The sequence below is a fragment of the Paenibacillus sp. IHBB 3054 genome, from assembly GCF_051594305.1.
Lineage (GTDB): Bacteria > Bacillota > Bacilli > Paenibacillales > Paenibacillaceae > Paenibacillus_AQ.
Genome location: NZ_JBOFBG010000053.1, coordinates 28,878 through 43,496, shown reverse-complemented (window position 1 = coordinate 43,496; position 14,619 = coordinate 28,878). Strand labels below are relative to the sequence as shown.

Genomic DNA, 14,619 nt, shown 5'->3' with positions numbered 1-14,619 from the left:
CCAAGTGGAACGACATTATTCCACTCACTATGTAAAGCAGTCAAATCCCGAGCAGCCCAATTAAAAGTCGCTTTTAGTGGGGCTTAATCAGCCGCAATCCCCGCCGAATTATGGCTCTGCACGTCCACCCCTCGGCTCCATATGGAGTATCAGAAAAAGCCAGAAGCGACCTATAATGGCCGCTTTTCTGTGTTTTTTCTTATAATCTCGTCAGGGACACAATGTGCTTGAATAATATTAGCTAATTCCTGGAATTCGAATTTATGGTTGACCATATCAACTGTGAAATCATCTGCTTTTTCTGAAATAGTTGCGTAAGCTTCTTCTCCAAAAGCTGAAGATTGTGGGCGTAGGACTGCGGATTCAAGACCCCCTGGTCTTTTACACCTATGTGTTCACCTGGACACTAATTCCATGGGGTAGCGTTACCTTCGTTGATTTCCTGATAATGATTTCTCCAGTAGACTGGTTAATATCAATATGAACGGTATCCCCTTGATCCAACCCTATTTGTTTCATTAGAAATCCTCCTTATTATCATATTCTACTGTTATAACAATTTTAGATTATAGAGTTCATGATTCAAAGTAAATATGCTTTAGTGACGAACTGATATACAATTGTAGTATCTTTTATGATGGGTGTATAGAAATTCCAATATGTCTGCATTAAGCGTTATATGAAAATGTTCGCGATCAAAGCCCGGAGGGTAGGCTATATAGAATGAATTTAATAACTACACAAAAGGGCAAAAGTAGCGGAGGGGGATTTTGGAACTGTAGGAGCGATAGCGACCGCCTTTGTCACCGGATTTCCACCGCATACAGCGGGTCAAATCAAGAAATCCGGGGACAACAGCGGCCGGAAGTCCAAATATTCACCGTAGTTACTCCTCGCCCAAATGGGGAAATCTTAGGGGAGGGTGCAGCCGCATGAACAAAACGGATCGTTTGTTAGCCATAGTGCTTGAGCTGCAGCGTAATAAGGTGCTGCGGGCCGAGGATTTGGCCGCTACCTTTGAAACAAGTGTGAGAACCATTTATAGGGATATTCAGGCTCTGAGTGAAGCCGGTGTATCCGTGATAGGGGCGCCAGGACAGGGGTACTCCTTAATGGAGGGGTATTTCCTGCCGCCAGTCAGCTTTACGGTAGAAGAAGCTGTGACGTTACTCATCGGGACGGATTTTATCGAGCAGTGGTTTGATGTCCACTATGGCCGTAAGTCTCGTACTTCCAGAGGAAAGATTGAAGCCATCCTCCCGGAACCGGTCCGCAGTGAGGCCGCCCGGATACGTAAGAGCATTCGGTTGCGTACGTCCGCTGAAGATGTATCACGAATACAAGAGAAGGCATACCTGGAAGCGATTCGTCAGGCGATCCTGGAGGAAAGGAAAATAAGCTTCCACTATTCCAAAAAAATCGCCGAAGCCGATGGAAACCGCCAAAGCGTTCGTACGGTTGCTCCTTATGGGCTTGTGCTCCTTCATGGGGCATGGGTACTCAATTTGGAGGCATACCGGCCTCCAGATGACCGCAACATCCGTGTACGCATCCGGGTCCAGCCTGACATTGCCGATAAGGTAAGGGAGTCGAACAACTTCTATATAGATACGATAGAGGAACAACCGGAAGGCTTGCTGGTAACCTTTCGTGTTAGGCAGGCGGAGGAATTGCTGCAATCCGTGCTCGGCTGGGGAGCCGGAGTGGTTGTACTGGAGCCGGAATCCTTCCGATATCGGGTAAAAGACGAACTGGAGAACATGTTGAAACGCTACTGACATAAGGGTGTCAGTAGCGTTTTTGTATACTTAGAATCAAAAGATGATTAAAGGAGCTAATACATGATGGTTACAACCAAGGAAGCCTTACAACGTTTTGAGGAAACTGTGGCACATTATATTCATGAACTGGATCTATTCAGTATGGTGCAGCTGAAGCAAAAGCCAAGCGACAACGAGTGGTCTATCGGACAGATGGTTCAACATCTCATTAACTCGGCGCTGTATATGCAGCTTCGCAATGTAGATCAATGCCTGGTGCCAAGCGAAGATTCCCTGGTATCTCAAGCGGGAAAAACCGAAGCAGGTGTGGCAATATTCGCTGAAGGAAGTTTCCCGCCCGTTCGTGTTCAGGTTCCGCCTTCCCCCCAATATACGCCGCAGCAGCCGGAAAGCAAAGAGCAGCTAATTCAAGGGCTGCACACGGTCATCCAGAGAATGAAGGAGATTGAACCTACCCTTGAGGAAGCGTCCAAACAAAATACAGTGCCCCATCCGCGATTCGGTGGACTGTGCGCAGAGGAATGGTTTCTGCTAGTTGAAATGCACTACCGTCATCATCTTCTGCAGCTGGACCGCTTAAAACAAGGTTTGGTTCATGTTCATGAATGAACAAGCCAACATCGCCTCTTTTGAATAGGTAGAAAGGTATGAAGATGAAGCTCGCACAGCCTGTTTTTCATCATTCCGGCTATGGTAGAAACACACACCATGGAGAGGGGGATGATTACAGCTGCTGCGAGCTTTTATTGTTCGGGGGGTCTTAAATGCAGCCCTTTTTGTCATTAAAAGTCGAATTTCCAAATGCATTCTATAGTAACCGCTTTCATTTCATTGTAGAATAGATAAAAATGAAGGTATTCCATTGACACGGTTACAAGGGAGCATGCCCATGGAGAGGTTCTGGTTCAGGAAAAAGTATATTCCGTTCACCTACAAGATGATGATTCCGTATCTCATTCTTGTATTGCTGACAGATGTGCTGGTCGGCTATATCGCATATACGATGCTCATTCAATCCAGGACAGAGATGGCGGAAACAAATATCAGGACCGCTCTGAAGCAGACAAGGAACAACATCGAATACCAGACGGATGAAATCAAACGAATGAGTAATTCGCTGTTTCTCAATTCGAACTTTCAGAATGCTCTTCAGTTTAGGGGGGAGCCTTTGGATAACATGCTTAAGATGAGAGACGATATCGTTCCTTATATGAAGGCCCCTCTGCAATTGTACGGGAACAAGCTGAGACTTGCGCTCTATACCGTGAATGAGACGATGCTTGAAATTACCGGTGACGATATGTCGATGCCGATCGGTAGAAGCGATTATTATGTTCTTCCTTACCGGACGATCGAAAATGCGGAATGGTTTCAGTCGATCGTCACGGATAGCAAAGACAGTCTGTGGCTTCAGGCAGACACCGATCGCGAGCTGGGCAACATTTCGTATGTCCGTAAGCTCGTTTCTTCAAATGGTCCGGCCGTTATCGGTTATATTCGTGTCACGGCGAGAATTGACGAGCTTTTTGGCAATTTCGATACCTTTCCGATTGAACAGGGGCTTGACCTTCGTTTGATTGACAGGATGCAAGGATCGACTATATATGAACAGGGTATTGTAGATGAACATGCGAAGCAAGATTCTTATTTGATTATTAGCGAAGATGTTCCGATACCGGGCTATGCCATCGAGGCAAGGGTACCGCACACTTATTTGAACAAAGACGCTAGCAGAATGCAGAAGGTGATTGGCACCGTCTGTTCCATCAGCTTTTTGGTTATGGCTGTTATCGGCTTCCTGGTTGCCCGAATCTCCGGCAAGAAAATTAAACGGATCGTATATTTGGTCCAGTCGTTTCAGGAAGGGAATTTTTACAAAAGAATCGGCTTTTCAGGAAACGATGAATTTGTCTACATTGCCAATAGCTTTAATCAAATGGCCACGAGCATCCAGGAACTGATCCGCGACGTCTACGAGCAGGGCATCCAGAAAAAACAAGCTGAGCTGGATGTGCTGCAAGCCCAAATCAGTCCGCATTTCTTGTACAACACACTGTCGACGATTGGCAGTCTGGCCAATTTGGGCGAGGTTGAGAAGGTTACGAGGATGGTACAAGGCCTTTCCAAATTTTATCGGCTCACCTTAAACGAAGGGCATGTGTATATCTCTCTGGAAAAAGAGTTGGAGCAGGTAAGGACCTATCTTGAAATCCAGAGAGTAAAGTATGCGGATGCCTTCAAGGTTTATTATGATATCGATCCGGAAATTTTACAGATTCCCATTATTAAGCTGATTTTGCAGCCGTTTGTCGAGAACATATTCAAGCACGCCTGGTTTGGTGAGACGATTGCGATCCGTATTACCGGAAAGCGGCTTGGCGACCGGATTGAACTTAAGGTCATTGATAACGGGATCGGTATGCGGCCGGATACCCTTAGAACAATGCGGTCGAACCCGCTTCATTCTGACAGCTATGGCCTGAGAAACGTGGAAGAACGAATCAAACTGAGATACGGTAATGATTTCGGCATTCAGATTGGCAGCCATTTTGGGGCGGGAACGACAGTTCAAATTATTTTACCGGTGGATAATGCGGAAATCCGGGAAGATTTGGGGGAGTAGGGGTTATGGCGATGGAGATTAACGTTCTGCTGGTGGATGACGAAGTGGTCGATTTGGAATGGCTCAGACGGCGTGTGGCGGGCAATGAGCATTTGCCTTTGCATAATGTTAGAACGGCCACGAGCGGGTTTGCCGCTCTCAAAATGATGGAGCAGTATCCTGTTGACATCATTCTCTCCGATATCCGTATGCCCATCATGTCAGGAATGGAATTTGCGCGGAAAGCGAAGGAGATCAACCCCGAGGTCCATATTGTTTTTATTAGCGGACATCAGGATTTCAACTATGCCAAAGAAGCGATTCAATTGAGCGCATCCGGTTATTTGCTTAAGCCCGTCGATGACGACGAGCTAAACCATATGCTGAGCGGACTCTGCGCCAAGATTGAGAAAGAGCGGAAGCAGCATATTTCCTTGTCGGAGACGCTGACGCTTGTGAATCAGGAACTGCTGCTGCGCTGGTTTAACGAGGCCACTCCGGGTCAGGTCGAGACGCATATTCAGAGTTTTCTTGTGCCCTATTTACAAGATGCGTCCGCGGTAGCCATTGTTGAGATCGACGACATGGCGTGGAAAATAGAGTCATGGACTGAAGAGAAGCGGAGTGTATGGAGCAGCAGCGCCAATCATTTCATCCGGAAGTTCGCTCACGATCAAAATTTAGGCATGGTCATCACCACCTATGACTATCACTTTGTGATATTGGCTGCAGTTCAGGAACAATATTTCACAGCTTTGATGGAAGAGCTGATTCGGGCGTTTTATCAGGAATTTTCCTTTTCCATTACCATCGGCCGAGGGATGTACACAACCGAACTCGACAAGCTGCATAAGTCCTACCGGCAGGCTCAGGCCGCTTTAAGCATCAAATGGATTGTCGGCAAAAACAGGCTCATCCAAGACGCCTCCGAGTGGCACCCAAAGGAAAAGATCGCTGCGGATGTAGAGGTTATTGTTGACCGGATGCTTAAAGCTATGCTCGACTACGACCTTACAACCATTGACGATTGCTTGCTGCAGCTGTTTGCCGGAGACAGCCCGATCTCCCAGAAAAACGACATTTACGACATCATTATTCGGATTACCTCCAAGCTTCATGCCGATCTGCGGCAAATGGATGAGCATTTGTACGAGATTTTGAATTGGGATTCCCATCATCCTTTTGTGCTGTTTCAGTTCGAAACGGTGCATGATATCCTTTCGTGGCTGAGAAGAAGGTTCTTTGAACTGTCGGAGCTGCTGTATTTGAAGCGGCAAAGACAAAAGCGGAAGCTAATTGATGAAATTACGGAATATGTGAAAGGAAGATTGGAGCAAAAAGTAACGCTGAATGAAGTTGCCGCTCATTTCGATTTTACGCCCAACTATCTGGGTCATCTGTTTAAAGTCGAAACCAACAGTTTATTCAGCGATTTCCTGAGTGAATTGCGAATGAAGCGGGTATGCGAGCTGCTCGGAGATCCGACGAAGAAAATATATGAAATTGCAGAACAAGCCGGATATAAAAATATTATTTATTTCAATAGGCAGTTCAAGCAGTACATGGGCATGTCGCCCGGCGAGTACCGGAAGAGAAACAAAATTTGAATCTATTCGCGAGGCTCTTGTTCCGGACGGGACAGGGGCTTATTTTTTGTCGAATCGTTGAATTAGTATTAGGTTTAGTTGTTTCGCTGAATTATGCTACTGCACCCGCCCTATTATAATCAGAGATATAGAGAAGAGAGGGGTGCAAAGATGAAAGGGCATACATTTTGGAGCGATTTAAAAAACTATAGGGTTCTCTTATTGATGCTGGCACCAGCGGTTGCATTTTTCCTCCTGTTTGCCTATATCCCGATGGCAGGCATCATTATTGCCTTCAAGCATTATGATTACGCCGGCGGTATTTTTGGGAGTGCCTGGAACGGACTCGACAACTTCCGCTTTTTCTTTGAATCGGGAGATGCCTGGCGGGTCACACGAAATACAGCATTGTACAACATTGCGTTTATTATCGTGAACAACTCGTTGCAAATTTTTGCAGCAATAATGTTGTTTGAGGTCGGCGGCAAATGGTTCCGGAAAATTACACAATCGGCGCTGTTTCTTCCTTACTTTATTTCATGGGTCGTTGTCGGGGCGATTGCCTATAACCTGCTCAACTATGATATCGGCACTGTGAATGCTCTGCTTAGAGGCTTAGGACTCGAGCCTGTCGATATTTACAATACACCTTCCTATTGGCCGTATATCCTGGTTCTCGTTTCTGCCTGGAAAGGTCTTGGATACGGAACGGTGATGTACCTGGCCGCGATTACGGGCATAGATACCGAGATGTACGAAGCGGCTGAAATCGATGGTGCCAATATTTTTCAGCGGATCATGAAAGTGACGATTCCCAATCTTTATCCGACGATTATTATTCTGGTGCTGCTGGCGGTCGGGAATATCTTCCGCGGTGACTTCGGGATGTTCTATAACATGATCGGCAACAACGGTTTGTTGTTCTCTTCGACAGATGTTATCGACACTTTCGTTTTCAGATCGCTGATTACTTCGAATGACATCGGCATGTCGGCTGCGGCTGGCGTTTTCCAATCCGTTCTTGGATTTGTGACGATCATGACCGTGAACTTTGCTGTCCGTAAATACGACAAAGACCGCGCCCTGTTCTAAGCGCATAAGGAGTTTAGTTTTTCAAAATGGAGGTAACGATATGAAGCAGCTCGATCGTAAAATATTCTCAGGTATTGGTTATGTATCCCTGATTTTTCTCGCTATTTTATGTATTCTTCCCTTTGTGCTTGTCGTATCGTCATCCTTTACGGAAGAAAATAAAATCATAACGGAAGGCTATCAATTTATACCGACTGCATTTTCTACGGAAGCCTACAGCATTTTGTTTAAGTATCCCGAGCAAATGATTCAGGCCTACTTGGTAACGATAGGGGTTACGATAATAGGCACGCTGCTGGGCTTGTTTCTGACCTCGATGACCGCTTATGCGCTGTCCAGAAAAGATTTCAAGTGGCGCAACAAATTTTCCTTCTTCTTTTTCTTTACAACTTTGTTTAGTGGCGGGCTGGTCCCGTGGTATCTGCTTATGGTCAACTACCTGGATATGAAAGATACTCTGGCGGCCTTAGTGATTCCAATGATGCTCAACGTCTTCTATATCATTGTCATGAAGTCTTTTATGGGCAGCATTCCGGAAGCGATTGTAGAATCGGCCAAAATTGACGGCGCAGGTGACTTCAAGATCTATGCTCGTCTAATCCTGCCGCTCTCTAAACCGGCGCTTGCTACAATCGGATTGTTCCTTGCACTTGCCTATTGGAACGACTGGTACAACGCACTGCTATTTATATCCAATGAAAACCTGATGCCGCTCCAATATTATTTATATAAAATGCTGGGCAATATGGATGGTATGCGAAAAGCTATGATGGGTGCGGGAGCCGTCGTTACCACTTCGATTCCGACCGAAGGCTTGAAGATGGCGATGACGGTCGTAGCAACCGGTCCAATTCTGCTAGCTTATCCGTTCGTACAGAAGTACTTCGTCCAAGGCTTGACGATTGGTGCTGTGAAAGGGTGAACCCGGGGAAATCCGGTTAATCAATATATTTAAACATGAGGGGGAAGGTTTGAAATGCTGAAGAAAAATAGATTGATCATGTTGGCGCTCGTTTTAACCTTCGTAATGATTTTGAGTGCATGCGGCGGCGGAAAGAACAATGCCAATGCACCTGCTCAGGCTACTAACAATGCATCAGAGTCAGCAGAGCCAGGAAGCGTTACGACAGGCAGCTCAGACACCTCAGGCGCCATTGATACCTCCAAAGAAGTGAAGCTGAAAATGATTTTTGTGGGTCCCAAACCTGTAGACTATGATATCGTTTTTGCTGAGATTAATAAAAAGCTGAAAGAAAAAATCAATGCCACGGTCGAAGGTGAATTCCTGGACTGGTCTGACTGGGCGCAAAAGTATCCACTGAAGCTGGCGGCAGATGAAGATTTTGACCTCATCTATTCAGCAAACTGGGCCGGCTACAATGATCAGGCGCTGAAAGGCGGATTCCTGGAATTGACCGATGAGCTGCTTACCAAATATATGCCGCAAACGATGGCTGCCATGTCTGATGTGAGCTGGGATCAGGCGAAAGTAAATGGAAAACTGTACATGGTTCCGCAAAACAGAGGGGAGTCGGTCGAAAAGCTGATTCTGTATCGTGAAGATTTGCGTAAGAAACACAATCTGCCAGAAATCAACAGTCCGGAAACCTATGCTACTTATTTGAAAGGGATAGCACAAAATGAGAAGGGCGTGTCGCCTTTCACTCCGGAAACAGGGGACTGGAAATTTCATAATTTGGACCGCGTCTTGCTGAAGCAGCAAAACGAATGGAATATGTTTGATCTCGACCTTCCGTTTGCCTTTAAATTGACGGATGAAAAAGGGCAAATATTTAACGTATATGAAACGCAAGAGTTCAAAGATCTGCTCGTGTATTACAAGGATCTTGCCGATAACAATGCATGGTCGAAGAACGTTCTGAACAGCAAAAACGATCATCAGGCGGATTTTAAAGCAGGCAAAACGGCATCGATTACGCACAACAACGGAACGCTTGGAGCCCTCATGGCTTTAATGCGCCAAGAAAATTCTCCTTATGAAGTAGCACTAGCCGACATCAACCAAGGCAAGAAAAAATCGGTAGCTATTTCTACACAAAACGGTACGTCGGTCCATGCAACTTCCGAGAATCCGGAACGTTCCCTGATGTTAATCGATCTGATGCAAAATGATAAAGAACTGCATGATCTGATGATGTACGGCGTGAGCGGTGTACACTATGAAGCGGTGGGCGACGACAAATATAAAGCAACCGCTAAAAATGCGAACTTTACCGGCTTCTCGAACTGGAGCTTCAACTCGCCGCTCAACCGTGACAATGAAGCCTTCCCGCAAGAAATTTCCGATCTGGTGAATGGCTGGGAGGCAAAAGACGTCTACCATTATCCGCTTGAAACGTTTGTATTCGACAACAGCAAAGTGAAAACGCAAATCGCCAACATAGGCAATGTGATGCTCCGCTATGCGGTTCCGCTTGAGTACGGCGTAATTGATGATATCGACAAAGGCCTTGCAGAGCTGAACAAGCAACTGAAATCGGCTGGCATTGATAAAATCCAAGCTGAACTGCAAGCTCAAATTGATGCTTTCTTGGCAAACAAGTAAACAGCTCTAATAAGGAAAACCTCCGCCCAAAGGGGAGACCACTGAAAAAGTCCATTAGTAACCCAAAAGACATTCTCCTCATTTTTCTGAGGAGAATGTCTTTTTTTTCGGTATAATTAAAGTATCAAACCAAAGGCTGGTGGTCTCCATGCTCCCTGAGCAGCCTGATCATTAAAATAGCGCTTGCACTTAATCCCTTCATTCGCAGCAGCTTTTTACTAGTATTATATTCCCATAAGGTCATATAAATGGTATGCTATTGAAAAGTTGTGCAAACGATTTCTAAAATGGAGTAGGAGGAAATGTATGATGAAGATTTAGATATTATAATCTTTGAAACCGTTGAAGATTTGTGTAACTGTGTTTTTAATTAACACAAGTGGCTCATTATTCTAATCAGATTGGAGACTATGAGTATGACTTTAATTTTACCTTTTATTCATCCAAACAAAGATAATTATTTACTTGATCAGGTGAATTGTCTAGAAAAAACGTTATTAATTGTTGCAGAGGGGAAAAGGAGTTACTTTTCAAACTATTATCTAATTCTTCAGAAGTGTTTTGAGTTATATCATAGTTCGAATTTAAAAAATGATTTTAACCAGTTTTGTAAGAACACTGAAGAAGTTATGAGTCTTTTAGGTCTAAAGGTACATTATTTCCCCCTGTGCAAAGATATACATACGATTATTAGGGAACAAATAAATCTCCAAAGACCAGTTCTAGTCTCCGGCAACTTGAAAACGCTTTATTACAGTCATCATTATAATGTATCTGATTGGATGCATTTATTTTTAATTAAAGGGTACAATGCCACAACAGGGGTTTATTATATTATGGACAGTGCACAAAAGAAAAATGAAGGTTATAAATATGATGAATTTGTTATCACTACGGAAATGTTAGAAAGTTTGGCGACATCCTCTCATGAAACATATAATACAGAATACTTTTTTTCAATTGAAAGCTTACATATAGAACCACTAGAATCAGAATTACTTATTACCTGTATAAACGAGATCCTAAATGCACCGATAAATAATGAGATTATAGCAATGGAACAGCACCAAGAGAACAACAGCGGAACAACTACTGAATACATTGGCACCAAGTTATTAGGAATGGTTAAATCAAAGGAAGTCCTTAACGCAGAATTAGTGATACAATTTAAGCGTTTTTCAGTAAATAGTACCTTAATAGAAAAAATAGAGGAGACATCCGCACAACTTATTAAAGAATGGAAAACAGTTATTGCGGTTTATTTAAAAAGCTTAATTACAGAAAACCGTTCCTTTAGTGTACAAGTGACATCAGAAAAAGCAATAATATTAGAGAATTCCTTAAAAACTTATTTAAAAGAAGTTTTAATTATGCTTTATTCATTACAGGAAATACAACAGAAAGAGATGCCTGAAATGAATTGGAACGCAGAAAATAATGAAGAAGGTATTATACAGTCTGACGAAGATGTTATTAAGTTTTGCATTCAAACTGATAAAGAATATGATTACAATAATTCTCCTAAATTTATGTATCATATAAAGCCTAATCAAAATTTTATATATAATGTACAGATTTCTATTGCACAAGAACCTAAAGTGTCTGCATATCAAGCGGGTATTATCTTTAGAACAAAACTTGGTGAGACATATATTTGGGGTGTTTTTAACAATGAAAAAGTTGTTTTATCCAAATCTATTGATCCGATATTTAGTTATAATGTAGCTCGGAATGTTGAGATATTACAAGTGAGACTTGAGAATAATGGAGATTATGTATTTTCTGTTGCTGATCAAGATACATCCATTGTAGAAGTTTACAGAACAAATATGCTTTCCGATTTAAGTGCGATTGGAATTGGATTCAGGAATTGGTATTCTGTAAATTCTTTGCAACTAGACTTGAAATCACATATTGAATTAATAGAGTAACGGATTATCATATATCGCTAACGGATTTTGAAGCTCATGAGCTAAAAAAGCTCCCCCAGAGCAGTGGTACCTCCTAAAAGACGACATTCATTCGCCAAGCTGCGAATGAATGTCGTCTTTTTCTGATGTTCTTGTTTTATTGAACGGGAGCGAGAACTAAAGCCTTCAGATTTAATTCCTGATCTTTATCCATACCCAGGAAGTTGGCAGCATAGTACAGACCGTTCTGCTCCCAGAAGTAATAAGTTTGAGTTTTTATCTTTGTTTTGTCTGAGCCGCTGTCAGCATAGAAAGGTCCAGAGTATACGTGAGCGTTATCGGCATAAGCTGAAATTTCGATGCCGTTAATCTCCAGTTTCCGAATGAACGAGAGCTTGGACACATTGAACAGTGGAGCTTTGCTCTGATAAAGCGAAATTACGTCGTTCGGATCATAGATTTTGGAATCGTAAGGTGCCCGATAGTCATTCCACAGGGCATCCGAGGTCTGGCTGAACGAGAACCCTGTGTTCTGGTCTCCGGCTTTCAGCAATACCGAGTTGGCCAGCGTAAGCTGGGTGTCGGGTAAACCGAACGGAAACTTCACGTAAAAGCCGAGAATATTCTTCGCTTCGAGCAAATCTTTTTCGTCGTATAGAGGAAAAGAATTTCCCTCCCCATCGTAGCTGACATGCTTAACCTGCTGCGGGGAAACAAAGGATTGCACGACTTTTGATAGCTCCTCTTGTGTGAACTGGCTATAGGAATTGACTGCATATGCTATATCCTTGTCCTGCCAGAGGAAGCTTTTTCCTGTTCCCGGCTTACGCCCGTTGACTTGTGTTGCCGTGAACAGAGTGCCTTGGATATTGCCCATCGCAACCATGTCCTGCCGGTAAGACGGAGCGGCTGTGTTCTCTTGGGAATATGGAGCGCCCCACAATAACTGGTGCTCCAGCATATTACCCTTGCCTTTGGAGGCGCGCATCTCGAACTGCTTCTCGTCTTCTTGTCCGAAATGGGATACATAAGTAATGGTTACTGTATCAATGAGGTCAACTTGGTTCGCTTTGGAGAATAGCTTACTCAATGCCACATTCTCAAGCTGGTAACCTTTGGGCAGATAGTCAGGTACTTTAAAGTCGAATTTGGAAAAAACGATCGCCCGGTCTAGACGGTTAAACCATTTGAACGAGTCAATCGGGTTGACGATCCTGAATGAAGAAACAGTTTGCTTCTGGGAGTCTGTTGCATGGGTATTGCTGTCCGGCTTGATACCATTTGCATCGTCGGCCCCTTTAGTAAGCAAGACAATGCTCAAGGCAAGAACCAAGAGAATAGCGGCGGCGGACAGCTTGTACGAACCTTTTTTGAACTTGGCGATCATTGTCACTCTCCGTTTCGTTTCATTCTGGTGTTCAAAGAAATGCGAAAGATTGACCCGCGGGGCAGAGGTTCTGGAAAATAAGCGCGACAGCATAAGAAGTGTCATACCGTACGACGAAGCTTCCTTTTCACCCAGCACCTCGAGCACGCCTGCGTCGCAGGCGACCTCCCGATCGGCATTCATTTTTTTCATGGCCAGCCAAACCAGCGGATTGTACCAATGGAGCCAGACCGCTAACGTCCACAGGGAGTTGAACCATAAGTCTTTGCGTTGATAGTGGGTCAGCTCATGCAGCAGAATATGTGTGAGCTGCCTTGTATCGGCAATTGCTACGATATCTTCGGGCAAATAAATTCTCGGCTTCATTAAACCATAGAGACACGGGCTGCGAAGACTGCTCGTTTCATAGACGGGAATGGTTTGGCGAATGCCTAATTTCTCTAGGCACGCCGCGAGAACGGAGAGCACCTCCGGGTTGTCTGACTTGCGGGAGGTTCCGACCCTGCTTCTGAATTTGAGCGTGAAGAACAGGGAGTATGAAGCGAAAATAAGGAGTCCTCCAAGCCAAACAAGCGTGCTTACTGCTAACCCGCTCAGCCCATCGCGAACTTTCTCATAGATGTTCTCTTGAGGAGACGGCTGTGCAATAGACGAACCTTGTTCTCCCGAACGGATCGGGACAGTGTCTGGACGCAAGGTTTTTTCTCCACTATCCGTTACTGTCACCTTCGTACTGGAGTCGGATTCGGAAGAAACCATCGGTAGGGTATTCTTTTGATCCAGACTCCATTCCACAGGCAACGCTTGCGGTATTAGATTGAATAGGCTGACAGGGCTTTGCGGAGCGAAGGGAACCAGCAGCTTAATCAAAACGATAAACCACAATGCATGCAGGATTCTAGGGCTTAGGCGCTTGAGGAACAGCTTCCGGGCCAAGAGCAACAATAACAGGATGACTGTTGAAGCCAGGGATGCGGCCAGGAAGAGGAGGAAAAGGGTGTCGATAGATTTCATGAGTTCTTCTTTTTCTCCAAAAGTTGTTGAAGTTCCTCAATTTCTTTCTCCGAGAGGTTCTCTTCTTCGAGAAATTTCGCGCATAACATGCCGACGGCCCCTTTATAAACCCTGTCCAGGAAAGAACGGTTTTCGGTTTTTAAGTATTCATCGTGCGAAACTAGGGGGGAGTAGAGATAGTTCCGGCCGGACTTCTCGAATGCGATCGCTTTTTTCTTATGCAGCCGGTTCAGAAAGGTTTTAATCGTCTGATCCGACCACTGCATCTGCTGCGTCAGCTTAGAAATAATCTCATTTGCGGACAAAGGCTCTTTTTGCCAGAGGAGCTTCATCACTTCGCTTTCGGCCTCGGTAATGCGTGGGGACTCCTGCATTGTCTTCACCTTTTTTCAATAATTTTTGTTTACGTCTGTAAACGATAGTTATAGTTTACAAGTGTAAACGTAACGGGTCAAGCCGAAAGCGAATAATCCGGTATTTCCATACCAAATATCTGCATATAAATGTCATACGGATTGTGCAAACTTTTGATTTTTTATTTGCTTCAAATTGTATATAATTATCTGATAACAGCCGATAACGTTTTTAATAGTATTCCTGAGTGGAGCCTTGCCTCTTACAGCCCCTAAGCAGTCGGTCTGGCTCTTTTTTGCAAATATAAAAGAGATAAGGAAGGTTTTT

Annotated in this window: 11 protein-coding genes; 8 read left to right on the top strand and 3 right to left on the bottom strand. The window is 44.2% G+C overall.

Going from position 1 to position 14,619, the window contains the following annotated elements:
* Positions 1-387 precede the first annotated feature (387 nt).
* The gene (locus tag ACQ76X_RS32925; protein ID WP_438497989.1) at positions 388-519 is read right to left on the bottom strand and encodes a hypothetical protein; all 132 of its coding nucleotides are present in this window, start codon (positions 517-519) and stop codon (positions 388-390) included.
* A gap of 413 nt (positions 520-932) precedes the next feature.
* Here ACQ76X_RS32925 and ACQ76X_RS32920 point away from each other — a divergent pair, with 413 nt between their 5' ends.
* The 8 genes from ACQ76X_RS32920 to ACQ76X_RS32885 all read left to right on the top strand — a co-directional run bounded on the left by ACQ76X_RS32920 (position 933) and on the right by ACQ76X_RS32885 (position 11,558).
* The gene (locus tag ACQ76X_RS32920; protein WP_438497987.1) at positions 933-1,778 is read left to right on the top strand and encodes a helix-turn-helix transcriptional regulator; all 846 of its coding nucleotides are present in this window, start codon (positions 933-935) and stop codon (positions 1,776-1,778) included.
* A 66-nt stretch (positions 1,779-1,844) separates the two neighbouring features.
* Entirely contained in the window at positions 1,845-2,390 is a 546-nt protein-coding gene (locus tag ACQ76X_RS32915; protein ID WP_438497992.1) for a DinB family protein, read from the top strand.
* 280 nt (positions 2,391-2,670) lie between these two features.
* Positions 2,671-4,404 (top strand): cache domain-containing sensor histidine kinase, encoded by a 1,734-nt coding sequence (locus ACQ76X_RS32910; protein ID WP_438497985.1) that lies wholly within the window; start codon positions 2,671-2,673, stop codon positions 4,402-4,404.
* 5 nt (positions 4,405-4,409) lie between these two features.
* Positions 4,410-5,990, top strand: coding sequence for a response regulator (locus ACQ76X_RS32905; RefSeq protein WP_438497984.1), 1,581 nt, complete (start codon positions 4,410-4,412; stop codon positions 5,988-5,990).
* Between the two features lie 150 nt (positions 5,991-6,140).
* A complete protein-coding gene (locus ACQ76X_RS32900) occupies positions 6,141-7,061 on the top strand; it encodes an ABC transporter permease (protein WP_038598029.1) in 921 nt (306 codons plus the stop codon).
* A 40-nt stretch (positions 7,062-7,101) separates the two neighbouring features.
* Complete coding sequence (locus tag ACQ76X_RS32895; RefSeq protein WP_076113751.1) at positions 7,102-7,983, top strand: carbohydrate ABC transporter permease; 882 nt, start codon at positions 7,102-7,104, stop codon at positions 7,981-7,983.
* 54 nt (positions 7,984-8,037) lie between these two features.
* Complete coding sequence (locus tag ACQ76X_RS32890) at positions 8,038-9,627, top strand: ABC transporter substrate-binding protein (protein WP_438497983.1); 1,590 nt, start codon at positions 8,038-8,040, stop codon at positions 9,625-9,627.
* A gap of 416 nt (positions 9,628-10,043) precedes the next feature.
* Complete coding sequence (locus ACQ76X_RS32885) at positions 10,044-11,558, top strand: hypothetical protein (protein ID WP_438497981.1); 1,515 nt, start codon at positions 10,044-10,046, stop codon at positions 11,556-11,558.
* Positions 11,559-11,694: 136 nt separating this feature from the next.
* Here ACQ76X_RS32885 and ACQ76X_RS32880 read toward each other — a convergent pair whose 3' ends face one another.
* Positions 11,695-13,938 (bottom strand): M56 family metallopeptidase, encoded by a 2,244-nt coding sequence (locus ACQ76X_RS32880; protein ID WP_438497980.1) that lies wholly within the window; start codon positions 13,936-13,938, stop codon positions 11,695-11,697.
* Entirely contained in the window at positions 13,935-14,312 is a 378-nt protein-coding gene (locus ACQ76X_RS32875; RefSeq protein WP_438497978.1) for a BlaI/MecI/CopY family transcriptional regulator, read from the bottom strand. The genes ACQ76X_RS32880 and ACQ76X_RS32875 overlap by 4 nt, the downstream gene beginning before the upstream one ends.
* Positions 14,313-14,619 lie beyond the last annotated feature (307 nt).

Bases quoted from the DNA above. Each gene is read 5' to 3' on its own strand.
- ACQ76X_RS32925 (WP_438497989.1), bottom strand. From the start codon at position 519: ATGAAACAAATAGGGTTGGATCAAGGGGATACCGTTCATATTGATATT.
- ACQ76X_RS32920 (WP_438497987.1), top strand. From the start codon at position 933: ATGAACAAAACGGATCGTTTGTTAGCCATAGTGCTTGAGCTGCAGCGT.
- ACQ76X_RS32915 (WP_438497992.1), top strand. From the start codon at position 1,845: ATGGTTACAACCAAGGAAGCCTTACAACGTTTTGAGGAAACTGTGGCA.
- ACQ76X_RS32910 (WP_438497985.1), top strand. From the start codon at position 2,671: ATGGAGAGGTTCTGGTTCAGGAAAAAGTATATTCCGTTCACCTACAAG.
- ACQ76X_RS32905 (WP_438497984.1), top strand. From the start codon at position 4,410: ATGGCGATGGAGATTAACGTTCTGCTGGTGGATGACGAAGTGGTCGAT.
- ACQ76X_RS32900 (WP_038598029.1), top strand. From the start codon at position 6,141: ATGAAAGGGCATACATTTTGGAGCGATTTAAAAAACTATAGGGTTCTC.
- ACQ76X_RS32895 (WP_076113751.1), top strand. From the start codon at position 7,102: ATGAAGCAGCTCGATCGTAAAATATTCTCAGGTATTGGTTATGTATCC.
- ACQ76X_RS32890 (WP_438497983.1), top strand. From the start codon at position 8,038: ATGCTGAAGAAAAATAGATTGATCATGTTGGCGCTCGTTTTAACCTTC.
- ACQ76X_RS32885 (WP_438497981.1), top strand. From the start codon at position 10,044: ATGACTTTAATTTTACCTTTTATTCATCCAAACAAAGATAATTATTTA.
- ACQ76X_RS32880 (WP_438497980.1), bottom strand. From the start codon at position 13,938: ATGAAATCTATCGACACCCTTTTCCTCCTCTTCCTGGCCGCATCCCTG.
- ACQ76X_RS32875 (WP_438497978.1), bottom strand. From the start codon at position 14,312: ATGCAGGAGTCCCCACGCATTACCGAGGCCGAAAGCGAAGTGATGAAG.